23 protein-coding genes and 1 tRNA gene are annotated in these 26,601 nt (G+C 72.8%); 11 read left to right on the forward strand and 13 right to left on the reverse strand.

All coding sequences use genetic code 11. From position 1 onward, the window contains the following. Positions 1-369 precede the first annotated feature (369 nt). On the forward strand, positions 370-1,389 hold the full coding sequence (locus LG396_RS27185; protein WP_037745695.1) for a sigma-70 family RNA polymerase sigma factor: 1,020 nt from the start codon (positions 370-372) through the stop codon (positions 1,387-1,389). Between the two features lie 64 nt (positions 1,390-1,453). Here the strand turns inward: LG396_RS27185 and LG396_RS27190 are convergent, their stop codons facing one another. The 3 genes from LG396_RS27190 to LG396_RS27200 all read right to left on the reverse strand — a co-directional run bounded on the left by LG396_RS27190 (position 1,454) and on the right by LG396_RS27200 (position 4,457). Beyond that, positions 1,454-2,575, reverse strand: a complete 1,122-nt coding sequence (locus tag LG396_RS27190; protein ID WP_225796782.1) for a serine hydrolase domain-containing protein — start codon at positions 2,573-2,575, stop codon at positions 1,454-1,456. Continuing rightward, a complete protein-coding gene (locus LG396_RS27195; RefSeq protein WP_225796783.1) occupies positions 2,572-3,093 on the reverse strand; it encodes a pyridoxamine 5'-phosphate oxidase family protein in 522 nt (173 codons plus the stop codon). Before LG396_RS27195 ends, LG396_RS27190 begins: the two co-directional genes overlap by 4 nt. 155 nt (positions 3,094-3,248) lie before the next feature. Continuing rightward, positions 3,249-4,457 carry a P1 family peptidase gene (locus LG396_RS27200; protein WP_225796784.1) on the reverse strand — a complete coding sequence of 403 codons (1,209 nt, stop codon included), beginning with the start codon at positions 4,455-4,457 and terminating at the stop codon, positions 3,249-3,251. Positions 4,458-4,558: 101 nt separating this feature from the next. Between LG396_RS27200 and LG396_RS27205 the strand changes: the two genes are divergently transcribed. Next, on the forward strand, positions 4,559-4,717 hold the full coding sequence (locus LG396_RS27205; protein ID WP_018839180.1) for a hypothetical protein: 159 nt from the start codon (positions 4,559-4,561) through the stop codon (positions 4,715-4,717). Positions 4,718-4,784: 67 nt separating this feature from the next. On the opposite strand, the gene mscL is transcribed toward LG396_RS27205, so the two are convergent. The 6 genes from mscL to LG396_RS27235 form a co-directional block, all read right to left on the reverse strand. Continuing rightward, positions 4,785-5,303, reverse strand: a complete 519-nt coding sequence (gene mscL, locus LG396_RS27210) for a large conductance mechanosensitive channel protein MscL (protein WP_037745704.1) — start codon at positions 5,301-5,303, stop codon at positions 4,785-4,787. A gap of 114 nt (positions 5,304-5,417) precedes the next feature. Beyond that, the gene (locus tag LG396_RS27215) at positions 5,418-6,020 is read right to left on the reverse strand and encodes a hypothetical protein (protein ID WP_225796785.1); all 603 of its coding nucleotides are present in this window, start codon (positions 6,018-6,020) and stop codon (positions 5,418-5,420) included. Positions 6,021-6,551: 531 nt separating this feature from the next. Then, positions 6,552-7,400, reverse strand: coding sequence for an S-methyl-5'-thioadenosine phosphorylase (locus LG396_RS27220; RefSeq protein ID WP_100299576.1), 849 nt, complete (start codon positions 7,398-7,400; stop codon positions 6,552-6,554). 36 nt (positions 7,401-7,436) lie between these two features. Then, positions 7,437-7,811 (reverse strand): FmdB family zinc ribbon protein, encoded by a 375-nt coding sequence (locus LG396_RS27225; RefSeq protein ID WP_225796786.1) that lies wholly within the window; start codon positions 7,809-7,811, stop codon positions 7,437-7,439. 67 nt (positions 7,812-7,878) lie between these two features. Further along, complete coding sequence (locus LG396_RS27230) at positions 7,879-9,138, reverse strand: MFS transporter (protein ID WP_225796787.1); 1,260 nt, start codon at positions 9,136-9,138, stop codon at positions 7,879-7,881. A 332-nt stretch (positions 9,139-9,470) separates the two neighbouring features. After that, positions 9,471-10,928, reverse strand: a complete 1,458-nt coding sequence (locus LG396_RS27235; protein ID WP_308190131.1) for a potassium/proton antiporter — start codon at positions 10,926-10,928, stop codon at positions 9,471-9,473. Between the two features lie 202 nt (positions 10,929-11,130). Here LG396_RS27235 and LG396_RS27240 point away from each other — a divergent pair, with 202 nt between their 5' ends. Continuing rightward, a complete protein-coding gene (locus LG396_RS27240; RefSeq protein ID WP_225796788.1) occupies positions 11,131-13,848 on the forward strand; it encodes a penicillin acylase family protein in 2,718 nt (905 codons plus the stop codon). Between the two features lie 26 nt (positions 13,849-13,874). Here LG396_RS27240 and LG396_RS27245 read toward each other — a convergent pair whose 3' ends face one another. Continuing rightward, positions 13,875-14,588, reverse strand: a complete 714-nt coding sequence (locus LG396_RS27245) for a 5-formyltetrahydrofolate cyclo-ligase (protein WP_225796789.1) — start codon at positions 14,586-14,588, stop codon at positions 13,875-13,877. A 30-nt stretch (positions 14,589-14,618) separates the two neighbouring features. On the opposite strand from LG396_RS27245, the gene galU reads away from it, so the two are divergent. The 7 genes from galU (at position 14,619) to LG396_RS27280 (ending at position 20,359) form a co-directional block, all read left to right on the forward strand. Continuing rightward, positions 14,619-15,527, forward strand: a complete 909-nt coding sequence (gene galU / locus LG396_RS27250) for a UTP--glucose-1-phosphate uridylyltransferase GalU (RefSeq protein ID WP_026276554.1) — start codon at positions 14,619-14,621, stop codon at positions 15,525-15,527. Next, complete coding sequence (glp, locus tag LG396_RS27255; RefSeq protein ID WP_372483574.1) at positions 15,524-16,987, forward strand: molybdotransferase-like divisome protein Glp; 1,464 nt, start codon at positions 15,524-15,526, stop codon at positions 16,985-16,987. The genes galU and glp overlap by 4 nt, the downstream gene beginning before the upstream one ends. Before the next feature lie 111 nt (positions 16,988-17,098). Further along, on the forward strand, positions 17,099-17,590 hold the full coding sequence (gene moaC, locus LG396_RS27260) for a cyclic pyranopterin monophosphate synthase MoaC (protein WP_018841820.1): 492 nt from the start codon (positions 17,099-17,101) through the stop codon (positions 17,588-17,590). Further along, positions 17,587-18,186 carry a MogA/MoaB family molybdenum cofactor biosynthesis protein gene (locus tag LG396_RS27265; protein ID WP_308190132.1) on the forward strand — a complete coding sequence of 200 codons (600 nt, stop codon included), beginning with the start codon at positions 17,587-17,589 and terminating at the stop codon, positions 18,184-18,186. The genes moaC and LG396_RS27265 overlap by 4 nt, the downstream gene beginning before the upstream one ends. A 35-nt stretch (positions 18,187-18,221) precedes the next feature. Beyond that, a complete protein-coding gene (locus LG396_RS27270) occupies positions 18,222-18,800 on the forward strand; it encodes a GNAT family N-acetyltransferase (protein ID WP_018839193.1) in 579 nt (192 codons plus the stop codon). Positions 18,801-18,923: 123 nt separating this feature from the next. Then, the gene (locus LG396_RS27275) at positions 18,924-20,213 is read left to right on the forward strand and encodes a SepX/GlpR family protein (protein WP_372483575.1); all 1,290 of its coding nucleotides are present in this window, start codon (positions 18,924-18,926) and stop codon (positions 20,211-20,213) included. Between the two features lie 72 nt (positions 20,214-20,285). Then, positions 20,286-20,359 (forward strand) — tRNA-Ala (locus LG396_RS27280). A gap of 264 nt (positions 20,360-20,623) precedes the next feature. Here the strand turns inward: LG396_RS27280 and LG396_RS27285 are convergent. From LG396_RS27285 to LG396_RS27295, 3 genes are all read right to left on the reverse strand, one after another. Next, positions 20,624-24,199 carry an amino acid adenylation domain-containing protein gene (locus LG396_RS27285; protein ID WP_225796790.1) on the reverse strand — a complete coding sequence of 1,192 codons (3,576 nt, stop codon included), beginning with the start codon at positions 24,197-24,199 and terminating at the stop codon, positions 20,624-20,626. A 428-nt stretch (positions 24,200-24,627) separates the two neighbouring features. Next, complete coding sequence (locus tag LG396_RS27290; protein ID WP_225796791.1) at positions 24,628-24,996, reverse strand: hypothetical protein; 369 nt, start codon at positions 24,994-24,996, stop codon at positions 24,628-24,630. 254 nt (positions 24,997-25,250) lie between these two features. Beyond that, positions 25,251-25,715, reverse strand: a complete 465-nt coding sequence (locus tag LG396_RS27295; protein ID WP_130456194.1) for a MarR family winged helix-turn-helix transcriptional regulator — start codon at positions 25,713-25,715, stop codon at positions 25,251-25,253. A 136-nt stretch (positions 25,716-25,851) separates the two neighbouring features. On the opposite strand from LG396_RS27295, the gene LG396_RS27300 reads away from it, so the two are divergent. Then, positions 25,852-26,508 (forward strand): hydrolase, encoded by a 657-nt coding sequence (locus LG396_RS27300; protein ID WP_037745733.1) that lies wholly within the window; start codon positions 25,852-25,854, stop codon positions 26,506-26,508. The last annotated feature ends 93 nt before the right edge of the window (positions 26,509-26,601 follow it).

Below are 26,601 nucleotides of genomic sequence, written 5' to 3' on the forward strand. Positions count from 1 at the left end.
GCCGCGGGAGCAACCAGAAGGCGCCGCGCGCCGTCTTCACAGGGGGAGGGCGGCCCCGGACGGCGCCGCCCAGGGGGGAAGGCCACGATGTCGAACGTGACGGGCATCTCGCGGATCCGCTGCCGCCGGCACCGGCCGAGGGCGTCGGCAACCGCCGTCCGCCCGACCTGACCAGGCTGTCTCCGGCCCGTACGGCGCTCCGTACGGCCACCTGAGCCTGCCTTGTGGCGGTGCAGGGTACTGCAAGATCACGAAAATCGGTGCACTCGAGGGGAATTCTGTCCTGATTCTCTTCGTTGGACAGGGCGTAAGGGACACCCGGTAGGTGTCGGACCACCGGTTGACGAACTCACTCGCAAGGGAGAACGCATGGCAACCCGTGCCGTCGCCCGCCGCCAGGCCGAGACCCCGGCCGGTGGGGCAAGCAGCGCTCGCGGCGCTCGCGCCAAGAGCGGCGAGATCGCCGACCGCGACCTCGTCGGGATGTACCTCGACGAGATCGCGCGGACGCCGCTGCTCGACGCCGCGAAGGAAGTCGAGCTCTCCCTGGACATCGAGGCCGGCGTCTACGCCGAGAAGCTGCTCGCCGGCGAGGCGAAGCCCGAGGCGGTGGACGCGCCGAGCGCGTCGGCGAACCGGGAGGAACTCGAAGCGATCGTGGCCCAAGGCGACCGCGCCAAGGACCTGTTCATCCGCTCGAACCTCCGCCTGGTCGTCGCCGTCGCCCGCCGCTACCCGCGCAGCGGGCTGCCGCTCCTCGACCTGATCCAGGAGGGGAACGCCGGCCTGGTGCGCGCGGTCGAGAAGTTCGACTACAAGAAGGGCTTCAAGTTCTCCACGTACGCCACGTGGTGGATCCGCCAGGCCATCACCCGCTCCATCGCCGACCAGTCCCGGACGATCCGGCTGCCCGTCCACCTCGTCGAGGAGCTGGGCCGCATCCGGCGCGTACAGCGCGAGTTCAACCGCGAGCACGGCCGTGAGCCGGAGCCCGCCGAGGTCGCCGCCGAGCTGGGCTCGACGCCCGAGCGCGTGACGGACGTCCTCGACTGGGCCCGCGACCCGGTCAGCCTCAACATGTCGGTGGACGACGAGGGCGAGACCCAGTTCGGCGACCTGCTGGAGGACACCGGCGCGGACTCGCCGGAGGACTCCGTGCTGGTGATGATGCGCCGCGAGGAGCTGGAAGACCTCATCGGCCGGCTGGAGCCGCGCACGGCGTCGATCATCAAGGCGCGGTACGGCATCGAGGACGGGCGCGAGCGCACGCTGACCGAGGTCGGCAAGCAGCACGGCCTGACCCGCGAGCGGATCCGGCAGATCGAGAAGCACGCGCTGGTCGAGCTGAAGAAGCTCGCCCGCGACACGGGCTTCGAGTCGGCCGCGTAACGCCGTACCCCGAACAGCCCCCGGCGTCTCCCCCCGGCACCGGGGGCTTCTCCTGCCCGCCCGCTCACGCGCGCGGGCAGAGTGCGGCCGCGGTCACCTCCGAGAGCCGCAGCGCGGTGTCGAAGTGGGGGGTGAGACGGGTCTTCGTCAGGGCGAACGAGATGCCGGACACGGGGTCCGCCCAGACGCAGCTGCCGCCGCCACCGACCCAGCCGAACGTGGTCGGCGTCTCCTCCGGTGACGTACCGATGCGGCCGAGCGGATAGCCGAGCGCGAGCCGCGCAGGGTTGCCGAAGACCTGGTCGGTGCCCTCGAAGGCCACCGCCGTCAGCTCCCCGAGCCGGCCGGAACCGATGAGCCGGCCGTCGAGGACCGCGGCGTTCATGGCGGCGACGCCCCGCGCGGTGAAGGTGCCGACCGACGGGACGTCCGCCCGGAGGATCTCGCGGCTGTTGCCCATGGCCGCCGTCGGCCGCATTTCCCAGGGCGCGAGAACGGCGCCGTCGCCGGGCGGGGCGGCCGGCCGCGGTGCGGCGTCCTCCACCGGCCGCGGTGCGGCGTCCTCCAACCGTGCCAGCCGGGGCAGGTCGGCCCGCGGTACACCGAAGTACAGGTCGCCGTCGAGGCCCAGGGGCTCGGCGACCCACTCGTGCAGGAGCCGGCGCATCGGTCTGCCCGTGGCGCGGCGTGCGACCTCGCCGACGAGGAAGCCGAAGGTGAACGAGTGGTAGCCCGTTTCCGTCCCGGGCCGCCACCGCGGTTCGGCACCGGCGAGCGCCGTGCACACCCGCGGCCAGTCGGCCAGATCGGCGGGCCCGATACCGCGGGGCATCGCGGGCACGCCGGCCGAGTGCGTCAGCACATGCCGCAGCGTCGCGGTCTCCTTGCCGCGGGCACCGAACTCCGGCCACAGCTCGGCCACCGGCGTGTCGTAGCCGACGGCACCGGTCCCGACGAGCAGGTGGGCGATCAGCGACGTCATCACCTTCCCGGCGGAGAAGCTGAAGACCGGGGTCTCCGGGGTCATCCCGCGGCCGGTGCGGCGGTCGGCGGCACCGGCGACGGCGTCGACGACGAGAGCACCGCGGTGGTGGACGGCGACCTGGAGGCCCGATTCGGCACCGGACGCCACGAGTTCGTCGAGGATGCCCTGGACCCGGCGCTGGAGCGAGGGCGCCGTACTCACCGGCCCGGCCAGGTGTAGCGGGTCTGGCTGGACACCGGCAGCTTGCCGAAGGCGAATCCGGTGGCCGGCGCCACCCGGTACAGCCTCACGTCGCCCGCGATGACGGCCTCGCCCAACCCGTACCAGGTACCCCCGGGGTCGGTCAGATGCGCGCCGTACTTCGTCTCGAAGTCCGCGACGGCCCGCTCCCGCTCGGAGCGGTCGTCGACCGGAGACGCGACGCCCTCGATGACGACGTCCATCCCGGTCAGGGCATTCGTGCCGGTCGTCAGCACGCAGTGCGGATCGTGGTCCAGATTGCGCGCCTTGCGCTCCTGGCCGCCCGTGGTGAAGCACATGCCGCCCAGGCTCCACGCCGCCAGCAGCGGCGTCACGTGCGGGCGCCCATCGGGCCGCACCGTGGAGAGCCAGAACACCTCCGCCTCGCCGATGACCGCCAACGCCGCCGCCCAGGGCGTCGCCCGGGCGGCCGGAGACGAGAACGGCCCCAGCTCCGCATCCGGTTCGCTCTCCCGCATGTCGCATCACTTCCTCGGTGAGGCACGTATGGCCGCCATGCGCCGGCGCGGCAACGCAGGCAGGCCGACAGGTCGCCATGATGACCCGGGCCCGCCGGGAAACTCATCGCTCTCCGCGCGCCCCGGCAGCCCGTGTCCCCCGCAGGGGACGGGCTTCAGATGGTGCCGTAGAGGTCGCGGTAGGACGGGAAGACACCGCCGGGGCCGTCGACGCTTTCGGCGGCGCGGAGCGCCTTGGCCATGGCGCGGGTCAGGACGTCCGCACCGGCCGCGAACACCTCGTTGAGGGCGCCGGCCTCCTGGTGCACCGCGAACGCCGGGTCGGCGGCGACGTCGTCGGGCGGCAGCAGCGGCCGGGCGCCGGTGGCCAGGGCGAACACCGTGTCGCCGTCGGAGAGCAGGTGCGCGGGGCGTACGGCCCGGGCCAGGCCGTCGTGCGCGGAGCCGGCCATCTTCTGCGCCTGCGCCTTGCCGAGCGCGGCGTCCGTGGCGACGACGGCCAGCGTGGTGTTCAGCGGCGGGCGGGCCGAGGCGGCGAACCGCCGCGCGGTCTCCTCCCGGGCCGCCGCCAGCCGCCGCACCGCGGCAGCGTGCACCTCCGCCCCGGGCAGCCCTCCCGCGACACCGCCCGCGACGCGCCGCCCGCCACCCGCCGAAGAACCCCCGGGGGGGACCCCCCGCCCCCCATCCCCGCCCTTTGCTTCGCCGGGCTTCGCGCCACCGCCCGGGGTCCCGCCGGCTTCGCCGTACAGCTCCGCATACAGCGCGCCCGTGGCCGGGTCGGTGCCGGAGCCGGCCGCGTTGACGACAGCGAGCGCGGCGACCGTGGTGCCGGACGGCAGCACGGTGCTCGCCGACCCGACCCCGCCCTTCATCGCCCCGCACACCGCACCCGTGCCCGCGCCGACGTTGCCCTGCGCGACCGGGGCGCCGGACGGGGTGTCCGCGGCCGCGGCGGCGGCCTCGCGGCCCATGGCGGCGCCGGGGCGGGCCCGGAAGTCGCCGCCGCGGCCCAGGTCGAACAGCGCCGCCGCCGGCACCACCGGGACCACTTGCGCCGGGTCGGGCCCCACCCGGAAGCCGCGGCCCTGCTCCTCGAGCCAGGCCAGCACGCCGGAGGCGGCGGCCAGCCCGTACGCGGAGCCGCCCGTGAGCACCACCGCCTCCACGCGCTGCACGATGTTGCGCGGGTCGAGGGCGTCGGTCTCCCGGGTGCCGGGCCCGCCGCCGCGTACGTCCACGGAGGCGACGGCACCGCCCTCGGGAGCGAGCACCACCGTCGTCCCGGTCAGCCAGCCGCCCCCGGTCCGCGACGCGTGCCCGACGCGCACTCCCGCCACGTCCGTGATCCCGTCCACGCCCATGCAACGCACCCTAACCGCGCGCCCACCGCCCCCGGACCGGCCGGAGGGCCCTCCGACCGCGCCCCCGCCTCCGGCGGGGGCCGCCGCGTACCCTGGGGTGCATGAGCACCGAGCCCGAGAACCCGCTCGTCTTCGACGACCCGCTGGCGCAGCCGAGCCGGGACGACACCGACGAGGGCTGGGGCGAGCGGCCCGCCGCCGAGGGGAGCGCGGCCGATCTGGCGCGCTTCCTCGACGAGAAGCCACCCCACCACATCTGACGCCGCACGGTCCGATGCCGCCCGGGCCCTTCGCGGGCCCGCGGTCGGCGGACAGCCGCCCGCTGCCCTACCTCTGCGTCGGCAGCGTGCCGCCTTCGCGGCTCGGCGAGGCGCCGTTGCCGTTGCGCTGGGCCACCAGCTCGTCGCGGATCTGCGTCAGCAGCTCGATCTCCGTGGCCTCCGCGGGCGTCTCCGCCACCGCCCCCTTCGCCGCCTGCCGCTCCCTGAGCTTGTTCATCGGCAGGATCATGGCGAAGTACACGACGGCAGCCGTCATCACGAACGTCAGCGTGGCACTCAGCACCGGGCCCCAGAGGATCGAGACGCCCTTGGTGACCTCGCCCTCCGGACTCGTCGTGCAGACGTCGCTGAAGCACGAGTGGTACTTGTCGAGGTTCTTCGAGCCGAAGATGCCGACGATGGGGTTGATGACGCCCTTCACCACCGCGTTCACGATGTTCGTGAACGCGGCGCCGACGACGACGGCGACCGCGAGTTCCATCACGTTCCCGCGCATCAGGAACTGCTTGAACCCGGCGATGACGCCCTGACTGTCCGAGGTGCTCCCGGCGCCCTGCGTGCTCAATGCCCTTCCTCGCTTCACTCTCGACGGGTCGGCCGACCCAGCTAGGTATGGCAGAGATACGGAAGGATTGTCCAATCCTCCCACTCGGGCCGGTGACGATCCGCGCAAGTGTCGTCATCGCAGGGTCACCGCCAGCCCTTCGCCGGCCGCCGCACCGGCGAGCGCCGCGGCCACGCGCCCCGGCACGGACAGCACCACCAGCGTCCCGTCGTCCCACCCCGCCAACTCCGGTGCTCCGGAAGGCCACTGTCCCTCCGCAGCCCTCGGCGCGGAAGCCTCGTCCGGCGTCTCTGTCGATCCCGGTGCCCCGGCGGTTCCCGCTGTCTCCGCCGCCCCCGTCGCGTCTGCTCCCTGCTCCGCGTCCGGCGCCTCCGCGGCCCCCGGGATCTCCGCCACCCGCGCGGCCCGCGCCACGACCCGCGCCGGGCCGCCGTCCTCGCCCCCGGTGGCCAGAACGTCCACCAGATCGCCCGGCTTCAGCAGCCCGACCACCCCGGCGTCCGCGATCCGCACCGGCGCCAGCACCTCACCGGCGTCCGCGTCACCACCGCCGCGCCCCTCGGCGCCCGCGCCGGCGGCATCATCCGGCACTCCGCTCCCCGGGCCGTCCGGCGCCGCGGCGGGCGACGGGCGTTCCGCGTCGCCGCGCGGCGACGCGGCCAGCGCCGCTGCCGCCATCGCGAGCAGGGCGGCCAGCAGGCGCCGCCGACGCGCCACCGCCCGCCGCAACCTGGCCCCGCGCGCGGGGCGCAGCGGCTCGAACTCCGGCACTCCGCGCGGCGGCGGCGCGCCACGCGGCAACGGTCCGGGGCCTGGTCCTGGCCTCGCTCCCGGTGGGTGTCCCGATCCCGTTCCCGGCATCGATCTCTGTGCTGGTGCCGGTGCTGCCGTAAGTCCGCCGCTTCCGCGTGAAACCACCACCCCGGCGGGGCCGTTGCCGCCGGCAGCCGCCTCGTCATGGCCCATGCGCGCACCGGCCCCGGGAGAAGAGGCGCCGGGAGAAGCGCCGCCGCGGGAGCGGGACGGCAAGGATTCCGGGAGAGCGCGGGCCAGGGTGGGCATGGCGGCCACCACCTTTACGTGACAAGTCGATCGCGTTCCGTGACGCCCTCGACTCTGCCCGATCCCCGCCCTCCCCGCTCCGGGCTGTGGATAACTCGCCGGTTGTGGATAACCCGGCCGTCCCATGCCGCACGATCGCGCACGAAGGCGCCCAAAGCCCCCGCGCGCCGGGGCGGGCGACCGCCCCTACGGCAGCTCGATCCCCGGGTCCATCCCCGCCAGCGCCCCCGTGCACAGGCAGTTCCGGTCCGCCGTCGCCGGCAGCCGCCCCACGGCGTCGAACAGCACGTCCCGCAGCCGTCCCACGTTCGCCGCGAAGACCTCCAGGACCTCTTCGTGCGAGACGCCCTCGCCCGTCTCGGCGCCCGCGTCGAGGTCCGTCACCAGCGTCATCGACGTGTAGCAGAGCTCCAGTTCACGGGCCAGCACCGCTTCCGGGTGCCCGGTCATCCCGACCACGGCCCACCCCTGCGCCCGGTGCCATACCGACTCCGCCCGCGTGGAGAACCGGGGCCCCTCGATGACGACGAGGGTCCCCCCGTCGACCGCCTCCCAGTCGCGCTCGTGCGCCGCCTTCAGCGCGGCCCCGCGCCCCGTCGGGCAGTACGGGTCGGCGAGGCTCACGTGCACCACGTTCGGCGTCGCGCCGTCGGGCAGTTGCTCGCCGTCGTAGTACGTCTGCGTGCGCGACTTCGTTCGGTCCACCATCTGGTCCGGCACGAGCAGCGTGCCCGGCCCGTACTCCGGCCGCAGCCCGCCCACGGCGCAGGGCCCCAGGACCTGCCGTACGCCCAGGGAGCGCAACGCCCACAGGTTGGCGCGGTAGTTGATCCGGTGCGGCGGCAGGTGGTGCTTGCGGCCGTGGCGGGGGAGGAACGCGACGCGTCGCCCCGCGATCTCGCCGAGGAAGAGCGAGTCGCTCGGCGGTCCGTACGGGGTCTCGACGGCGATCTCCGTGACGTCGTCGAGGAACGAGTAGAACCCGGAGCCCCCGATGACGCCGATCTCTGCCTGCTCTGCCACTGCCTCAGCCATGCCGCAACGATAACCGCGCGGCCGGCCCGGCGGCGTTCAGGCCGCGGACGTCCCGCTGGAGGACTTGGCCGACTTCGACGACGAGGACGACGAGGACGAAGAAGAGGAAGAGGACGAAGAAGACGAGGAGGACGACGAATCCGAAGAGGAGGAAGAAGACGAAGTCGACGACTCCGAGCCCTTCTTCTCGCTCGATCCGGACCCGGAGGAGCCGGACCCGCTGGAGCCCGCTCCGCTGCGGCTGTCCGTCCGGTAGAACCCGGAGCCCTTGAAGACGACACCGACCGCGGAGAACACCTTGCGCAGCCGCCCCTGGCAGGCGGGGCACACCGTCAGCGGCTCGTCGGTGAACTTCTGCACCGCTTCGAGGCCCTCGCCGCACTCGGTGCACTGGTACTGGTAGGTCGGCACGTGCTTCCTCCTGGCACTCTCAACTGTTGAGTGCTAACGACGCTTCATCATGCAGCATTCCCGGCCGTCAGTCCACCGGCGCGGGAACAGGGCGGCCGCCGCCACGTACCGTGATCGACCCGTGGCTGTCCGCAGGCCGCAGCCGCCGCCGCAGCGCCAGCAGGGTCGCGCACGCGAGCGCGGTCGCCGCCAGCGGCACGAGGAACCCCGCGGACGCCCCCGGCCCGTCGGCCAGCCGGCCGGCGGCCGTCGTCGCGGCGGCCTGCCCCAGCGCGACGGCGCCCGTCAGCCAGGTGAACGCCTCCGTACGCGCCTCCTTGGGCACCAGCGCGTCCGCCAGCGTGAAGCCCGTGATCAGCGCGGGCGCGATGCACACGCCGACCGCGAGGCCGAGGCCGCCGAGCGCCGCCGCGGACCCCAGGCCCGCGACCGCCCACAGCCCGGAGGCGGTCGCGACGAGCAGCGGGTACGCGACGAGCAGCCGCCGCTGCGCCGCACCGCGCCAGTGGATCATGCCGACGGCCACGCCGGCGAGCATGTTGCCGGCGGCGAAGACCCCGTACAGGACCCCGCTCAGCCCGGGGCGGCCGATCGACTCGCTGAACGCCGTCAGCGACACCTGCATCCCGCCGAAGACCGCGCCGACGCCGAAGAACGCCGCGACCAGCACCGGCAGCGCCGGCGCCCGCAGCGCGGAGGCCCGCCGCCCCCGCGGCAGGTCCCCGCTCTCCCCGCGCCCCACCGGCGGCGCCGTCCGCCGCTGCGCGGCGAACAGCAGCCCGCCGGCCAGCGTCAGCACTCCCTCGGCCACCAGGCCGGCCGCCGGATGCACCCCCGTGCACAGCGCCGCCGCCAGCACCGGCCCGACGACGAACGTGAACTCGTCCGTCACCGACTCGAACGCCGTTGCCGTGTGCTGCAACGGGGTGCGCGGATCCGGCCCGGCGGCGAAGAGGTGCGACCAACGCGCCCGCACCATCGGCCCGATCTGGGGTATGGACGCGCCCGTCGGCACCGCCGCGGCCACCAGCGCCCACCCCGGCGCACCCGCCAGCGCGAGCACGCTCAGCAGGGCCACGGAGGCGGTGTGCAGCAGCACGCTCGGCAGCAGCACCGCTGGCTGCCCGTAGCGGTCGGCGAGCTTGCCGCTGACGGGCGCGCAGAACGCCATGGACAGGCCCGCCGCGGCGGCCACAGTGCCGGCCAGGGTGTACGAGCCGGACGTGTGCTGCACCAGCAGCACGATGCTCATGGTCAGCATCGCGAACGGCTGGCGGGCGGCGAAGCCGGGGAGGACGAAGCTCCGTGCCCCGGGCGTGCGCAGCAACTGAAGATAGCCGGGCCGGGCACCGGCCGATCCCGAAGGCGAGGGGTATCCCGAGGGGGAGGGGGAGGGCGAAGGCTGGGGCGGGCGCGACACGGCCCGGTCCTTCCTGCTGCCTGGTAGTGCCGCGCACCGAGGGCCGTCCGCTGTGCGCACCCGTCAGGCGCGCCGGCCCTGCATCAGACAGAGACAACTGTTCGTACGAATTCCACCCCGACCATACCGAACACCACCCCGCGCCGACGACCGACGACCCTGAGCCCCCGGCCCGCCCCGGGAACGGGCCCTCCACGAGCCGCCCCCCACAGGCCCGCGCCACGAGCCCGCCCTCCGTCCTACCTCGCCCTCCGCTCGTCCGCGGACAGCCACCGCGCCAGCTTGCCGCCCCGCCCCACGTCCCGCAGCCGCTGCTCCGTCGCGTCCCGCACCTTGTCCGTCGTCACCACCAGCAGCTCGTCCCCGCGCCGCAGGATGTCCGTCGGTGTCGGCACGAAGCTGGTCCCGTCCCGCACCACCAGCGTCACCGCCGCCCCCGGGGGCAGCCGCAGCTCGCCGACCTCCACCCCGTGCATCCGCGACCCCTCCGGTACCGACAGCGACAGCAGGTGCCCCCGCACCCGCTCCAGCGGCGCCGACTCGATGCCCAGGTCGTACGCACCGTCGGTGTCCCCGAGCCGCAGCCACCGGGCCACCAGCGGCAGCGTCGGCCCCTGCACCATCGTGTAGACGATGACGAGCACGAAGACGATGTTGAACACGCGGCCGGAGTCGGGGACGTCGTTCACCATCGGGATCGTCGCCAGGACGATCGGCACCGCGCCGCGCAGCCCCGCCCACGACATCAGTGCCTGTTCCCGCCACGGGATGCGGAACGGCAGCAGGCTCACGATCACGGACGCCGGCCGCGCCACCATGGTCAGCACCAGTCCCACGATCACCGCCGGCAGGATGTCGTCGCCCAGCTCGTGCGGCGTGACCAGCAGCCCGAGCAGCACGAACATCCCGATCTGGGCCAGCCAGCCCACCCCGTCGGCGAAGCCGCGGGTGGCCGACCAGTGCGGCAGCTTGGCGTTCCCCAGGACCATCGCCGCCAGGTAGACCGCCAGGAAGCCGCTGCCGTGCGCCAGGGCGCCCACGGCGTACGCGACTATGGCGAGGGCCATCACCGCGATCGGGTACAGGCCGGAGGCCGGCAGCGCCACGTGCCGCAGCGCCATGGAGCCCAGCCAGCCGATCGCCAGCCCGAGCGCCGCCCCGATGGCCAGCTCCAGCAGGATCTCGCCCAGGAGGACGTACCACGACTCGATGTGCCCGGAGGTGGAGAAGGCGACGACCAGGATGACCACGGGCGCGTCGTTGAACCCGGACTCGGCCTCCATCACGCCCGTGACCCGCTTGGGCAGCGGCACCCTGCGCAGCACGGAGAACACCGCCGCGGCGTCCGTGGAGGAGACGACGGCGCCCATGATGAGCGCCTGCTTCCACTCCAGGCCGACCAGGTAGTGGGCGCCGGTCGCCGTCACGCCGACGCTGACCGCGACGCCGGCCGTGGACAGCACGGCCGCCGCGGGCAGCGCGGGTCTGATCTCACTCCACTTCGTGCCGAGGCCGCCCTCGGCGAGGATCAGGGCGAGGGCCGCGTAGCCGAACACCTGGGTGAGTTCGGCGTCGTCGAAGCCGTAGCCGAACAGGCCGTCCTCGCCGACGAGGACGCCGATGCCCATGTACAGCAGGAGGCTGGGCAGGCCGCTGCGGGACGCGAGCCGGACCGCCGCGACCGCGACCAGCAGCACCAGGGCGGCGACGAGCGCCAGCTTGTTGAGTTCTTCGACTGACAGCTTTCTCCCTCTCGTCTCTTCTACCTTGACGGAGAATTTACCTGGAGTGACCGTCCGCCTGCTGCTTCGGGGGACAGCCCAGGGGCCGTACGGAGCCCCTTGACCGGGCGCCTAAGGTTGCTCCAGCAAGTGCTCCGCTGGCTCCAGAAGGACAGGCATGCCCGTCAACGAGAACGGCCGCACGAAAGGCAAGAGGCGCCGCCTCATCTACGTCGCGATCGGTCTCGCCACCTTGCTGGTGCTGGGCGTCGGCGCCGCCGCGTTCTGGACCGTCAGCACGGTGCGCGACTCCTTCCCGCAGACGACCGGGTCGCTCAAACTGCCCGGTCTCGCCTCGCCGGTCACGGTCAAGCGGGACGCCCGCGGGGTGCCGACGCTGTACGGGGACACCGCGGAGGACCTCTTCAAGGCGCAGGGCTTCGTGCACGCGCAGGACCGCTTCTGGGAGATGGACGTCCGCCGCCACATGACGTCGGGCCGGCTGTCGGAGATGTTCGGCAAGGAGCAGGTCGAGACCGACGAGTTCCTGCGCACGCTGGGCTGGCGGCAGGTGGCGCAGAAGGAGTACGACGAGAAGCTCTCGGCGGAGACCAAGAAGTACCTGCGCGCCTACGCCGACGGGGTCAACGCCTACCTCGCGGACCACGGCGGCTCCAGCCTGTCCGTGGAGTACGCCGCCCTGGGGTTCGTCAACGACTACGAGCCGGAGAAGTGGACCCCCGTCGACTCCGTCGCCTGGCTGAAGGCGATGGCCTGGGACCTGCGCGCCAACGTCGAGGACGAGATCGACCGCTCGCTGCTCTCCCAGCGCTTCGACGAGGGCGAGATCGCCGACCTGTACCCGCCGTACCCGTACAAGCGCAACAAGCCCATCGTGGAGGGCGGCTCCGCCACCACGGACGGCTACGCGCCGCAGAGCGCCGCCGGCGGGGCGCAGGGGGTGCCGGGCGCGCAGAACACGTACAGCGCCGCCTCCGCGGGCCTCAGCAGCCAGATGGGCTCGCTGGCGAAGACGATGGACGACATCCCCGCCCTCCTCGGCCCCAGCGGCAGCGGCATCGGCTCCAACTCCTGGGTCGTCTCCGGCGACCTGACGACCACGGAGAAACCGCTGCTCGCCAACGACCCGCACCTGTCCGCGCAGCTGCCCTCCGTCTGGTACCAGATGGGCCTGCAGTGCACCAGGGTCAGCGACGACTGCCCGTACGAGGTCAGCGGCTTCTCCTTCTCCGGCATGCCGGGCGTCGTCATAGGCCACAACGCCGACATCTCCTGGGGGCTGACCAACCTGGGCGCGGACGTCGCCGACCTGTATCTGGAGAAGGTCGAGGACGACGGCTACCTGTACGACGGCAAGGCACGCGAGTTCGGCACCCGCGAAGAGCTGATCAAGGTCGCGGACGGCGAGGACAAACGCATCACCGTACGCACCACGCGCAACGGGCCCGTGATCTCCGACCGCAGCGACGAGCTGGCCGAGGTGGGCAAGGAAGCCCCCGTGGGCAACTCCGCGCCCGACCGCGGCGACGGCTACGCCGTCTCGCTGCGCTGGACCGCCCTGGAGCCGTCCAGCACCATGGACGCGGTCTTCGGCATAAACAAGGCCGCGGACTTCGAGGAGTTCCGCAAGGCCGCCCGCGACTTCGCCGTGCCCTCGCAGAACCTCGTCTACGCCGACACCGACGGCAACATCGGCTACCAGGCCCCCGGCAAGATCCCGCGGCGCGGCAGCGGCGACGGCAGCCTTCCCGCCCCCGGCTGGGACCCGGCGTACTCCTGGAACGGCTACATCCCCTTCGACGCGCTGCCCTGGGAGCTGAACCCCGACCGCGGCTACGTCGTCACCGCCAACCAGGCCGTCGTCGACGAGGACGACTACCCGTATCTTCTGACCACCGATCCCGGCTACGGCGCCCGCAGCCAGCGCATCTCCGAGCTCATCGAGGAGAAGATCAAGGACGGCGGGAAGATCTCCCCGGACGACATGCGCACCATGCAGCTCGACAACCACAGCGAGATCGCCGAACTCCTCACCCCGCTGCTGCTGAAGATCGAGATCGACGACCCGATGGTGCGCGAGGCCCAGGACCTGCTGAAGGACTGGGACTACAGCCAGGACACCGACTCCTCGGCGGCCGCGTACTTCAACGCCGTCTGGCGCAACATCCTCAAGCTCACCTTCGGCGACAAGATGCCCAAGGAACTGCGCCCAAACGGCGAGTGCCTGAGCGTGCCGCCCGCCAACCCGGCGGCCGACCCGGACGGCCCCGCCACCGTGCGCGAGTGCGGTGAGCGCGACGCGGACGCCGCCCAGCCCGACGGCGGCGACCGGTGGTTCGAGGTCGTACGGACCATCCTCAAGGACGAGGACAACCGCTGGTGGAAGACCACCGGCAGCGACGGCGAGCCCCTCGACGAGAACCGCGACGAGGTGTTCGAGCACGCCATGAACGACGCCCGCTGGGAGCTGACCGCCGAGCTGGGCAAGGACATCGACACCTGGTCCTGGGGTCGCCTGCACCAACTGATGCTGCGCAACCAGACGCTGGGCACCGAGGGGCCGGGCGTCGTGCAGTGGATGCTCAACCGCGGCCCGTGGAACCTCAGCGGCGGCGAGGCGGCCGTCAACGCCACCGGCTGGAACGCGGCGGGCGGATACGACGTGCTGTGGGTGCCCTCCATGCGGATGGTGGTGGACCTGGCGGACCTCGACGCCTCCGGCTGGGTCAACCTCTCCGGCGCCTCCGGGCACGCCTACCACCCGAACTACACGGACCAGACGACGGCGTGGGCGAAGGGCGAGCTGTACGAGTGGCCCTTCTCGGACAAGGCGGTGCAAGAGGCCGCGAAGGACACGATGACGCTGTCGCCGTGAGGTGTACGGGCCCGGCGGCGGGGCGGCTACGGCCGCGGGAAGCGGTGCACCGCGGAGGGCGTGACGGCGGCGGTCACGGGGCGGTCGTGGGGCTCGGCGGGCACGTGGTCGAGCACTTCGCCGTCGTAGAGCAGCACGACGAGCGCGGGCCCGCCACCGGCCGGAACGCCATCGGACGGAACGCCGCCGGACGGCGCGCTGCCGGACCGAACACCACCGGCCGGGCCGCCATCGGCCGGGCCGCCATCGGCCGGGCCGCCATCGGCGGGAGCGCCCTCCCCCGCCAGCCGTGCCAGCACCCGGTCGTACGACCCGCCGCCCCGCCCCAGCCGCAGCCCCCGGCCGTCGACCGCCAGCCCCGGCAGCAGCACCGCCTCCGCCGCCCGCACCGCCGCCGGCCCCAGCCGCGGCCCGGCTGGCTCCAGCAGCCCGCGCCCGGCGGGCCGCAGCGCGTCCGGACCGCCGTACTCCGCCCAGTCCAGGTCGCCGTCCGCCAGCAGCACCGGCAGCAGCACCGCCGTGCCGCGCGCCCGCAGCGTCTCCAGCAGCTCGCGCGTGCCCGGTTCGCGCCCCACCGACACGTACGCCGCCACCGTCCGCGCCTGCGCCAGCTCCGGCAGCTCCAGCGCGCGCCGGGCCAGCAGCCGCCCCGCCGACGCGGCCTCCTCCGGCGGCACGGCGGCCCTCGCCGCGAGTAGGGTGCGGCGCAACGCCGCCTTTCTGGCCTGGTCGCTGCCCACTTGTCCGTACCTACCCTTATGGTGCTGAACATGGATTCTTCGCGTACTCGGATCACCAAGGCTGTCATCCCGGCCGCCGGCCTCGGCACCCGCTTCCTGCCGGCGACCAAGGCGACGCCGAAAGAGATGCTGCCCGTCGTCGACAAGCCCGCGATCCAGTACGTCGTCGAGGAGGCCGTCTCGGCCGGACTCACCGACGTCCTCATGATCACCGGGCGGAACAAGCGCCCGCTCGAGGACCACTTCGACCGCAACCACGAGCTGGAAGAGGCGCTGCGCAAGAAGGGCGACGAGGCCCGCCTGGCCAAGGTCGCCGAGTCCAACGACCTGGCGAACATCCACTACGTCCGACAGGGCGACCCCCGCGGCCTCGGCCACGCGGTGCTGTGCGCCGCCGAACACGTCGGCGACCAGCCGTTCGCCGTCCTCCTCGGCGACGACCTCATCGACCCGCGCGACCCGCTGCTGGCCCGCATGGTGCGCGCGCAGGCCGACCACGGGGGCAGCGTCATCGCGCTGATGGAGGTCGACCCGGAGCAGATCCACCTCTACGGCTGCGCGGCCGTGGAGACCACCGCGGACAGCGACGTGGTGCGCGTCACGAACCTCGTGGAGAAGCCCGCCACCGCCGACGCCCCCAGCAACTACGCGGTCATCGGCCGCTACGTCCTCGATCCCGCGGTCTTCGACGTGCTGCGCACGACGGAGCCCGGCCGGGGGAACGAGATCCAGCTCACCGACGCGCTGCAGCGGCTCGCGACGGACGAGGCGCTCGACAGCCCGGTGTACGGCGTGGTGTTCAAGGGCCGGCGGTACGACACGGGCGACCGCGGCGACTACCTCCGGGCGATCGTGCGCCTCGCATGCGAGCGCGAGGACCTCGGCGCCGACATGCGGGCGTGGCTGCGGAAGTACGTCGCCGAGGAGATGGCGGATTGAGCGAGGCCGTGAAGGGGGCGACGGACGCGGGGGAGCAGGTCCCCGAGACGGCGGCGCAGGAGCCGGGCGCCGCGGCGCGGGAGGCCGGGCCGGGGCCCGGGTCCTCCGGAGTGTGGTCGGTCGAGGAGCACCTCGACGACATACTGCGGCAGATCCGGCCGCTGGAGCCGCTGGAGATGCAGCTGCTCGACGCCCAGGGCTGCGTCCTCGTCGAGGACGTGACCGCCGCCGTCGCGCTGCCCCCGTTCGACAACAGCTCCATGGACGGGTACGCGGTGCGTACCGTCGACGTCGAGCGGGCGAGCGACGAGTTCCCCGCCGTCCTGCGCGTCATCGGCGACGTACCGGCGGGCGGCGCGGGCGAGTTGCCGCACGTCGGCGCCGGCGAGGCCGCGCGCATCATGACCGGCGCCCCGCTGCCGCCGGGCACCCAGGCGGTCGTCCCGGTGGAGTGGACCGACGGCGGCACGGGCCGCGGCCGGGTCGACGCCATGCGCCCGCACAGCGAGTCGCCGGCGGGCGCCGGCGGCGAGGTGCGGATCTACGCGCCCGCAGGGGCCGGCCGGCACGTGCGCAGCCGCGGCAGCGACGTCCTCGCCGGCGACCTGGTGCTGCGCGCCGGCACGCTGCTCGGGCCCGCCCAGATCGGGCTGCTCGCCGCCATCGGCCGCGGCACGGTGCGGGTCCGCCCGCGGCCGCGGGTCGTCGTGCTGTCCACCGGCAGCGAGTTGGTGCCCCCGGGCGAGCAGCTCGCCCCGGGACGTATCCACGACTCCAACAGCTATGCGCTGACCGCCGCCGCCCGCGACGCGGGCGCCATCGCGTACCGCGTGGGCGCCGTCGCCGACGACGCCGAGACCCTGCGCGCCACCGTCGAGGACCAGCTGATCCGCGCGGACGCCCTGGTCACCAGCGGCGGCGTCAGCGTCGGGGCGTACGACGTGGTGAAGGAGGCGCTCTCCGAGCTGGACGGCGAGGCGGGCGGCGGCGTGGAGTTCCGGCGGCTGGCCATGCAGCCGGGCAAGCCGCAGGGCTTCGGCCGCATCGGCGCCGACCGCACCCCGCTGTTCGCGCTCCCGGGCAACCCGGTCAGCGCGTACATCTCCTTCGAGATGTTCGTCCGGCCCGTGATCCGCAGGCTGCTGGGCGTGGAGCCGGTGCACCGCCCGGTGGTACGGGCCCGGCTGGCCGGCGACGGGCCGCTGACCTCGCCGGCGGGGCGACGGCAGTTCCTCCGCGGCTGGTACGAGCACGGCCGGGCCGACGGCGGCGCGGCGGGCCCCTCGGACGGCCCCGCGGACGACGGCACGGGACCCGCCGCCGGGGAGGTCGCCCCCGTCGGCGGCGCCGGATCGCACCTCATCGCGGCGCTGGCGCGGGCGAACGCGCTCGTCGTCGTACCGGAGGAGACCACGGAGGTGGCGCCGGGGTCGCTTGTCGACGTCGTACTCCTGGACTGAGAGGCGGCAGGGCGCGGAGCGCACGCCGGGGCGGGAAACGCGCGGAGCCGAACGGCAGGCCGTGGAGGTACGGTGGCTCCGCGCGAATTCACCCCGGGAGCTCCTGACGCCATGAGCCAGCCAAGCCGCCTGACCCACCTCGACGACACGGGCGCCGCCCGCATGGTCGACGTCTCCGCCAAGGACGTCACGGCCCGCACCGCCCGTGCGAGCGGGCGCGTCCTCGTCTCGCCGCGCGTCGTCGAACTGCTCCGCGGCACCGCGCCGGGCGAGACGCTGCCCAAGGGCGACGCCCTGGCCACCGCCCGCCTCGCCGGCATCATGGGCGCCAAACGCACCCCCGACCTGATCCCCCTGTGCCACCCGCTCGCGCTCTCCGGCGTCACCGTCGACCTCGGGGTCGCCGACGACGCGGTGGAGATCGCGGCGACCGTACGCACCACGGACCGCACGGGCGTGGAGATGGAGGCGCTGACCGCGGTGTCGGTGGCGGCGCTCACGGTCGTCGACATGGTCAAGGCCGTCGACAAGGCGGCCGTCATCACGGACGTGCGGGTCGAGGAGAAGACCGGCGGCAAGTCCGGCGACTGGAGCCGGCCGTGAGGGCCCTGGCGGTCACGGTGTCCAACCGGGCGGCGGCGGGGGTTTACGCGGACACGGGCGGCCCGCTGCTCGTCGCGGGCCTGACGGAGATGGGCTTCGCCGCGGAAGGACCGCGGGTGGTGCCGGACGGCGAGGCGGTGGAGGCGGTGCTGCGCGAGGCGGTCGCCGAGGGCTACGACGTGGTGCTGACCACGGGCGGCACGGGCGTGTCGCCGACCGACCGCACCCCGGAGATGACCGCCAGGGTGCTGGAGCGCCAACTGCCGGGCGTACCGGAGGCGATCAGGGCGTACGGGTACGCGAAGGTGCCCACCGCCGCGCTCTCCCGCGGCCTGGCGGGGGTCGCGGACCGCACGGTCATCGTGAACCTCCCGGGCTCGTCCGGCGGCGTACGCGACGGGCTCGCGGTGCTGGCGCGGCTGCTGCCGCACGCGGTCGACCAGGTGCACGGCGGCGACCACGCGCGCACCGACGCGGGCGTGCAGGCGGGCGACGCGGCGGACCACCACCCGCGGGCGGGCGACGCGGCGGCCGACGGCCCGCAGTCGGGGCACGCGGCGGACGACCGCCCCAGACATCCCGGCGGTGCCCACTGAGCGCGTCCTGGCCCGCGGTGCTGGCGGAGGGACCCGTGACCCTCCGCCCCATCCGCGTGCGCGACCAGCGCGCCTGGCGGGAGATCAACCAGCGCAACCGCGACTGGCTGCGCCCCTGGGAGGCCACCGTCCCGCCCCCGCCCCCCGGCACCCCGCACACCCGCCGCCCCACGTTCCGGCAGATGGTCCGGCACCTGCGCAGCGAGGCGAGCGCGGGCCGGATGCTGCCCTTCGTCATCGAATACGAGGGCAAGCTGTGCGGGCAGTTGACGGTGGCGGGTATCACGTGGGGCTCGATGCGTTCCGGGCACGTCGGTTACTGGATCGACCGGGATTACGCGGGCCGCGGCGTGATGCCGACGTCGGTGGCGCTCGCCGTGGACCACTGTTTCCGTACGGTGGGGCTGCACCGCATCGAGGTCTGCATCCGCCCGGAGAACATGCCGAGCCGCCGTGTGGTGGAAAAACTGGGCTTTCGTGAAGAAGGTGTGCGTCCGCGCTACCTGCACATCGACGGGGCCTGGCGCGACCACCTGGTGTTCGTGCTCACCGCCGAGGAAGTGCCGGAGGGGCTCGTCAACAGGTGGCGGGGGCTGCGCCACTCGGAGAAATAAAACAAAGATTCGATAGTGCTGCCGTAAAAAGTCAGAAGAAAAGGTCGAGATATCAGCCAGATGGTGCGACACACCGAGCCAATTGGCCCATGCGCTGACGCCGCGGCCTCTACCGTGTAAGGCGTGAGCAGCAGCGGCCTCATCTACGCAATGATCGTCGGGGCCTGGGCCGCCTACTTGGTGCCGATGTGGCTCCGTAGGCAGGACGAGCTGAACGAAGCCCGTCCGACGGAACGCTTCAGCACCGCCATCCGGCTGCTGACCGGACGGGGCGGGGCGGACCGTACCCAGGAGCCGGACGACCCGGACGCCGGGTCCGGCGCGGAATCCGGCCCGGGCCCGGACCCCGGGCAGGACGCCGGGGACGACGACGAGAGCCCGGACGCCGCACCCGCCGCACCCGGCGTGGTGGACGTCCGGGCCGCTGCCGTGCCCGTGACCGACCCCCGCGCCGCCGCCCCGCGCCCGCGCCGCGGCCGCAAGGAGGCCCCGGCGGCGCCGGTGGCGCGCCAGGGCGTGGCGGCGCGGGTGGACGAGGAGCCGGAGGCGGCCCCGCAGGGGCGTAAAGACGCACCGGCCGGCGCGCCCGCCACCGCCCGCGCCCCGGAGGAGGACCCGGCCCCGGCCCCCGCCCCCGCGCGCAACCAGCAACCCCCGTCCACCCCGGAACGCCGGGCGCGGGCACGGGTGCTGGCGCGCCGGAGGCGCACGCTGACGCTGCTGTTCGTGGCGCTGACGGCGGGCGCCGTGGCGGCGTCGGTGGGCGGCCCGCGCTTCCTGTGGGCCGTCGTGGTCCCGGTGCTGCTGCTCACGGCGTACGTCGTCCGCGTACGCACCCAGGAGCGCCGGCGCCGCACGTTCACCGCGGACCAGGCGCGCGGCGAGGCGGCGGCCCGCCGCCTGCGCGAGGACCGCGAGCCCGCGGCGCACCGGACGTACGGGAGCGCCGACGACAGCGCCGCCGAGGGGGCGGACGAGGACGCGGACGACGCGGACGACCCGTCCGCCACGGCCCCGTTCGACGCCCCGGCGGCGGCGTACGAGGCGGACCGCAGGGCGCTGGTGGAGCAGACCGACCACGCGGAGTGGGTCGACCAGCAGCGCGAACGCGACCGCCCCGCGGACGCCGGCTGGGACCCCGTACCGGTCCCGCTGCCCACCTACGTCACGGCCCCCGTGGCCCCCCGCGCCACCCGGGGCCTGGACTTCGACGCCCCGGACACCTGGAGTTCGGCCCGCTCCAGCGCGGCCGAACCCCGCAACCAGCAGCCGGAAACCCCGCCCGCGGACCCCGCCCACCCCGCCCAGGACCCGGCCCCGGAACCCCCGCCGCGCCGCCCCCGCCCCACCAGCCGCACCCCCCTCTTCGACCAGTACGCGGACCCGCCCCGCCGCCGCGCGGCGAACGAGTAGCGAGCGCCCGCCGGTCACCGGAACCGATTTCCTGGGCGGCGATCCGGGATGCTAAGGTTCCTTCCGTTGTGAGGGCCTGTAGCGCAGTCCGGTAGCGCACCTCGTTCGCATCGAGGGGGTCTGGGGTTCAAATCCCCACAGGTCCACTTCAGCACCGTTTCACGAGATCCCGTCCGATCGTCTCGATCAGGCGGGATCTAGCTTTTCCGGCTTCGTCGGAAAGCCTGTGTGCCGGTGCCGCCGGGGGCTGGCGCGCGTGCATCGTGCGCTCGCCTGTTTCCGGGCGTGGGGAAGCACGCCGATCGTGGTGATCGGCGTGCTTCGGCGATGTGGTGTTGTTTCGCGAGAGCCCGGTCAGGCGGTGTGCGGTGGCAGAGGGCCGCTCGCGTCGAAGTCAGCGGTGGTGGGCCTCACGCGCCACTCGTTGAGCTCTGCCAGTCACTGAGTCGTCCGATGAGCCAGACGAACGGCTGGGTATGGCCGGTGAGCACGCAGGTGCCTGCGATCACACTCTGAAGCAGGTTCCCCACGTTCCGCGAGCACAGTGCGGCTGTCGCCTCATCGTCGACCAGGCGAAGCGAACAGGCAGGTGTCGCGGCGTTGCTGTCGGGTTCTCGGGTGACCCCGTGTTCGTTGATCCGGACCACAAGTTGCTCCTCTCCTGGCAGTACGATCGTGACCGCGAGATGTGGCGCCGGTGCGGGAAGCTCGGCCATGACGGATTCCAGATAGGTCGTCAACCCGTCAGCCCAGTCCGCCACGTCGAAGCGTGGGGACTCCTCGTCCCCTCCCTCTCGCAGGTCCATATCGTCGTGCAACGTGGGAACTGTCGCGGCTTCGGCCTCGGCGTCGATCAGGGCCTGCAGCGTCTCGTCGACGTCCGCGCGGGTATGGGACGCCGAGCAGATGAACCTCAGGCGGCCTCGCCCGCGCTCGACAATCGGGTAGGTCACGGCAGCGGCATGGACGCCCCTCCGGAAAAGCCCTCGCGCTATCGCATGCAGCTTCTCGCCGTCGGAGAAAAAGGGGGTGATGATAAGCCCGTCCCCGGTGCCGAGTTCGTAGCCGGCGTCCGAGAAGCGCTTCCGCATGTAGTGCGCGGTATCCCACAGCCTGGCCCGCAGCGCGTCGCCCGCAGCGACCCTGCGCAGGGCGGCAAGGGCCGCCGCCACGTCGGCAGGTGAGATGTTCGCCTGGAAGACGTACGACCTCGCCGACGCCCTCAGCAATGCAATGTGCTGTTCCCGGGCGGCGACCACACCGCCGATGCTCCCGAGGGCCTTGCTCAGGGTCGTGAGGACGAAGTCAACTTGCTCGGTGACGCCTTCCGCGGCGCACAGTCCGGCACCTCCCACTCCGTAAAGCCCGAACGAGTGGGCCTCGTCCACCAGGACGAGCGCGCCGGACTCCTTTGCGGCGGTCACGACCTCCCGCAGCGGCGCCGCCCCCTCGCCCATGCTGTACACGCTCTCGAGCACCACCAGCGTCGTACGGTAGGGCGAGGACTCCGCTTTGAGGACCGCCCGCAGGTCGGCTGCGTCGTTGTGCCGGAAGGTCCGCACCCTCGCGCCGCTCAGGCGGGCCCCGTCCACCAGGGAGGCGTGGCAGAGTTGGTCCATGACCACGACGTCCTGATCGCCCACGATTCCGGCGACGGCGCCGAGGCTCGCGGTGAACCCGGTGGGGAACAGGCAGGCGGCCGGCTTGCCCACCATGGCGGCGAATTCCTGCTCGAACTCCGTGTGGAGGTCGGTCTGCCCCGAGCCCGCCGCTGAGATCCCCATCCCGGTACCAAACCGGCCCAGCGCACTGCGTGCCTCCTCGATGACCTCCTCGTTGCGGTTGAGCCCGAGGTAGAGGTTGGTGGTCCAGATGAGCGCCTCATGCTCCTCGCCCGTACCCGGGTCGGCGACGACGCCCCGCTTGGCGCTTCCGGTGCGGACGACCTTTCCGTACGGGTCCAGCCCCGAGCGCGCCAGGAGGCCCCGGAAATGCTGTACGAGCGCGCCCCGGTCGGTCGCAGACCAGGCCGGCGCCTTGGCGGCGAAGGACGGCGGGTGACCGGACCGGACCTGGTCCTGGAACACATCGAGCCGATCCGCGGCCCCGACGCCCTGCGGGCGCGAGCGCACCTCGCCGCCGCCGGAAGCACGGCCCGGCACCGCCAGCAGCACGTCGACGGCCTCCCTGGGAGTCATCTGCTCCACCAGGGCGGATGAAGGCAGGTCAGTGGCCAGCGCTCGCGACAGGCGCACCGTCAGCTCAGCGATATCCAGCGAATCGAGCCCCAGCGCGGCCAGCGGCTCGTCCGGCCGGACCGCATCGGGGCCGGGGGCGCCGAGGAGCAGCGCCGCCTCCTCTGTCACCATGGCGAGCAGTGCCGAGCGCTGCTGCTCGTGCGGCGAAGGCAGTGCACCGGGTCCGGTCCGCGACGCGGCCGGGCCGTCGCCGCCCGCCTTCCCTTCGGGAACCGCCTCGTCGCCGTGGTGCGCGGGGGCGGGGAGCCGAAGCCGGTCGACCTTGCCGTTGGGCAGTTTCGGCATCTCGGCCGGCACCATGACGTGGTGCGGGATCATGTAACCCGGCAGCCGGTCGGCCAGCCGGGAGCGCACGGTCGATGCGGTCAGCGACTCCTTCCGGCTCACCGCGTACGCCGTCAGGAGGCTCTTGCCTTCGCCTGTGGTGGCAACGACTGCAGCCTCGTCCACCCCGGGCATCGAGGCCAGCACGGCCTCGATCTCGTCGAGTTCGATCCGGTGGCCCCGGATCTTGACCTGCCGGTCGGCGCGGCCGAGGAACTCGAGTTCCCCTGTTTCGGTCCACCGGCACAGGTCGCCGGTCCGGTAGATCCGCCGCTCCGGTACCGGGCCGTCCGGCGCGAGGGCCGGAAAGCTCTGCCGGGTGCGCTCGTCGTCATGGAGGTATCCCCTGGCCAACTGGTCGCCGGCGAGAGTCAGCTCTCCCGCCGTGCCAGCCGGCACCGGCTGCAGGGACTCGTCCAGCACGTACGCCCGCGCGCCCAGGACCGGGCTGCCGATGGTGACCGGCCCGCTTCCCGCTTCGGCGGTGGTGATGAACACGGTGGCCTCGGTCGGGCCGTAGACGTTCACGACCCGTGGCGCACAAGGATCAGCGTGCACCCGCTCCACCAGAGAACGGGACAAGACCTCACCACCCAGCACCGCACACCGCAAACCACCGGGCAGCGGCCCGGCCGCGAGCAGCGCCTTCATCGCGGACGGCACCATGATGGCCGTGCGCACGCGGTGCGCTGCGGGCAGTTCGCGCAGTGCGAGCACGTTCTCGGACAGGACGACCGTGCCGCCGAGGACGAGCGTGCCCAGAATCTCCATCACCGAGGGGTCGAAGCAGACCGAGGCCGCGGCCAGGACGCCCGCCAGGTCCTCGTCGTCCAGCAGCCGGCGCATCGAGGCGGCCATCGCCACCACGCTGCGGTGCTCGACCGCCACGCCCTTGGGCTTCCCGGTCGACCCCGAGGTGTAGATGACGTACGCGAGATCACCGGCCGAGCAGGTCGGCGGTGAGACCGCCGGGCGGTCCGGCACCGCGTCGAGGCGCACGCGGTCGGGGGCCGCCGAGCACAGCGCCGCCGTACCGGCGTCGACGACCACCGACGCCGCCCGGGAATGTTCGATCATGTAGCGCACCCGTTCGGCCGGGTAGGCGGGGTCCATGGGCACATAGGCGCAGCCTGCTCGCAGTACTCCTAACAGGGTTGCGACAAGCTCCCACGTCCTGCCGAGGCATACGCCGACGAGTGCGCCCGGCGCCACGCGTCGGGCCGTCAGCTCCCCGGCGATCGCCTCCGCCCGGGCCCGCAGCCGCTCGTAGTCGATGTCGACCGCCCCGTCCACGACGGCGATCCGACCCCCCTGACGCGCCGCCCGGGCTTCGAACAGCCCCCAGACGGTCTCGTCGGGGGCGTCCGTTCCCCCGCGGGCGGCCTTGTGTTCGGCGTGATACATCTCCTGCTCCCACTGTTCAGAGATTGTGATATTTCGTCGAGCATCCTGGGGAAATGCCGAGAACTGTGCGTTCCTGCCGGGTGATGTGCAGGCTCGGTCAACGAGCCTCTTCGCCTCCTCGCGCAGCGCGTTCCAGGACTGCAGCACTGCGCGCCGGCAGCTTCACTGCGGGCTCCGGCGCGGGCGTCCGCGGTCGCATCGCTGAGAGAACGCCCCGGAGCGGAAGACCCACGAAGTCCTCCAGGTCTTCGGTGTGCTCCACGCGGCACACGGCCTCGTACTCCACAGCGAGGTAAGGGCAGGGACGGGCGCTCTGAGCGGCGGTCAGCCAACCGTCGTTCCCCACACGCCACTTCTTGGGAGCCGCATCGCGTGTCTCCGGTTCCACGGACGGTCGCCGGTCCACCGATGCCTGCTCGGCGTGACAGTCACAGGGTGGCGCAGGGGCACGAGGAAGCGGGCCTCGGGAAACAGCCGGCGGACCCGGAGTGGGCCGGCAACGCGAGACGGGCGGGTTCGAACTCCTTCAGGCTCCAGGCGCAGGGGTGCTTCCGGGTGGCCAGGTGATCGCGCACGCTCAGGGAAGCGCCGCGTTCCCGCTCGCACGGCGGCCGCTGGTCGTTCAGGTTGTCCCAGTCCTGGCCGCTGCGGGCGGCCTCGGGCAGATCCTCACGCTTCTTGCCGATCGTGTCCGGCAGCGTGCAGGCGTGATGGGTGGCAGGATCCGCGCACAGCCTTCCCTGCCCCCCTCCGTCGTGCCGGGGAACCCGCACGGACGGATGCTGGACAAAGTGCATTGCGGACTCCCCTGGCACCGTGCTGCCCAAGTCGGCCCTCACCCTACTTGCGTTCGGGGTGCGCCGATCGCCTCGATCGGGCGGGATCTTTGCGTTTCGGCGGGATCTCGTCAAGCGCGCTTGAGATGACCCGAGAACGGCGCTGAGGTGGGGTGCTCACGAGTGCGCTTGACCCGCAGGCGATGAGCTCGATCAAGATCTTTCCCCGCCGGGCCAATGATCGTTCCCCAGCGTCGTTCAACCCATCGGATCCGTCAGTCGGGCTGGTTCTCCATGTGGGCGAGGACCCGGTTCGAGATACGGGCGAGTGCGGCGAGGTCCTCTTGGGTGAGGGCGTCGATGAACAGGCGGCGGACGTGGTCGACGTGTACGGGTGCGGCGTCCTCGATCGCCTCGTGGCCGGCCGGGGTGGCGACGATGAATGCGCCGCGGCCGTCGTCGGGGCATTCCTCCTTGGCCACCAGTCCGCGTTTCGCCATCCGGCCGACCTGGTGGGACATGCGGCTCTTCTCCCACTCCACCAGTTTCACCAGGTCCATGAAGCGCATCCGCCCGCCGGCTTCGGTGAGTTTGACCAGCACGATGTAGTCGGAGGCCGACATGCCGGAGTCCGCCTGGACCCGGCGGGAGAGGCGGCCGACGAGCTTCTCCTGCATGCGGATGAAGCTGTCCCAGGCCGCCTTCTGCTCCGGGGTCAGCCAGCGAGGCGTTGCGTCCATGGGGGGAGCGTAACGAGACCCCCGACGGGTCCTCCATCCTCCCGGCAGGTCGCCGCCCCCGGCAGTTAGTTGACGTCTCAACGAGCGGTCCCTAAGGTAGGTGATGCGTCAACCAAAGCTCCAGGAGGGTAATCCCATGAGCACCGAGAACAAGGCCGGCCTCGACGCGCTGCTGACGCCCGAGGAGAGCGTTCTCGTACTGATCGACCACCAGCCGTTCCAGTTCGCCAACCTGAACAGCCACGAGCCGACGATGGTCGTCAACAACGTCGTCGGACTCGCCAAGGCGGCCAAGGTGTTCGACGTCCCGACCATCCTGACGACCGTGCTGGAGGAGCGCGGCGGCCTGCTCGTCCAGGGGGTGCAGGACGTGTACCCGGAGCAGAAGCCGATCAACAGGACCTTCATCAACACCTGGCAGGACGAGCGCGTGGTCGACGCCGTCAGGGCGACCGGGCGCAAGAAGCTGATCATCGCCGGCCTCTGGACGGAGATATGCGTGGCGATGCCGGCGATACAGGCGGCGGGTGAGGGCTTCGAGGTGTTCGTCGTCACCGACGCCTCGGGCGGTGTCTCGAAGGAGGCGCACGACACCGCCGTGCAGCGCATGGTCCAGGCGGGCGTGGTGCCGATCACCTGGCTTGCCGTCATGGGCGAGTGGCAGCGGGACTGGGCCCGCGAGAAGACCGTCGCCGGTGCCGCGGAGGTGCAGGCGCAGCACGGCGGGGCCAGCGGTGTGGCCTTCGCGTGGGAGATGCAGCTCCTGGCCACGCCCGTCGGAAGCGACGCCTGACGTCGTCCCCCGGCACGGAATTGCGGCACATGTACGCGGACACGCCTGCCGTAAAAGATGATGTATCAACTTGGTTCGGTTAGCGTGGCGTGG

The organism is Streptomyces aculeolatus (assembly GCF_020400605.1).
Classification (GTDB): domain Bacteria; phylum Actinomycetota; class Actinomycetes; order Streptomycetales; family Streptomycetaceae; genus Streptomyces; species Streptomyces aculeolatus.

Bases quoted from the DNA above. Each gene is read 5' to 3' on its own strand.
- LG396_RS27185 (WP_037745695.1), top strand. From the start codon at position 370: ATGGCAACCCGTGCCGTCGCCCGCCGCCAGGCCGAGACCCCGGCCGGT.
- LG396_RS27195 (WP_225796783.1), bottom strand. From the start codon at position 3,093: ATGCGGGAGAGCGAACCGGATGCGGAGCTGGGGCCGTTCTCGTCTCCG.
- LG396_RS27200 (WP_225796784.1), bottom strand. From the start codon at position 4,457: ATGGGCGTGGACGGGATCACGGACGTGGCGGGAGTGCGCGTCGGGCAC.
- LG396_RS27205 (WP_018839180.1), top strand. From the start codon at position 4,559: ATGAGCACCGAGCCCGAGAACCCGCTCGTCTTCGACGACCCGCTGGCG.
- LG396_RS27220 (WP_100299576.1), bottom strand. From the start codon at position 7,400: ATGGCTGAGGCAGTGGCAGAGCAGGCAGAGATCGGCGTCATCGGGGGC.
- LG396_RS27240 (WP_225796788.1), top strand. From the start codon at position 11,131: ATGCCCGTCAACGAGAACGGCCGCACGAAAGGCAAGAGGCGCCGCCTC.
- galU (WP_026276554.1), top strand. From the start codon at position 14,619: ATGGATTCTTCGCGTACTCGGATCACCAAGGCTGTCATCCCGGCCGCC.
- moaC (WP_018841820.1), top strand. From the start codon at position 17,099: ATGAGCCAGCCAAGCCGCCTGACCCACCTCGACGACACGGGCGCCGCC.
- LG396_RS27285 (WP_225796790.1), bottom strand. From the start codon at position 24,199: ATGTATCACGCCGAACACAAGGCCGCCCGCGGGGGAACGGACGCCCCC.
- LG396_RS27290 (WP_225796791.1), bottom strand. From the start codon at position 24,996: ATGCACTTTGTCCAGCATCCGTCCGTGCGGGTTCCCCGGCACGACGGA.
- LG396_RS27295 (WP_130456194.1), bottom strand. From the start codon at position 25,715: ATGGACGCAACGCCTCGCTGGCTGACCCCGGAGCAGAAGGCGGCCTGG.
- LG396_RS27300 (WP_037745733.1), top strand. From the start codon at position 25,852: ATGAGCACCGAGAACAAGGCCGGCCTCGACGCGCTGCTGACGCCCGAG.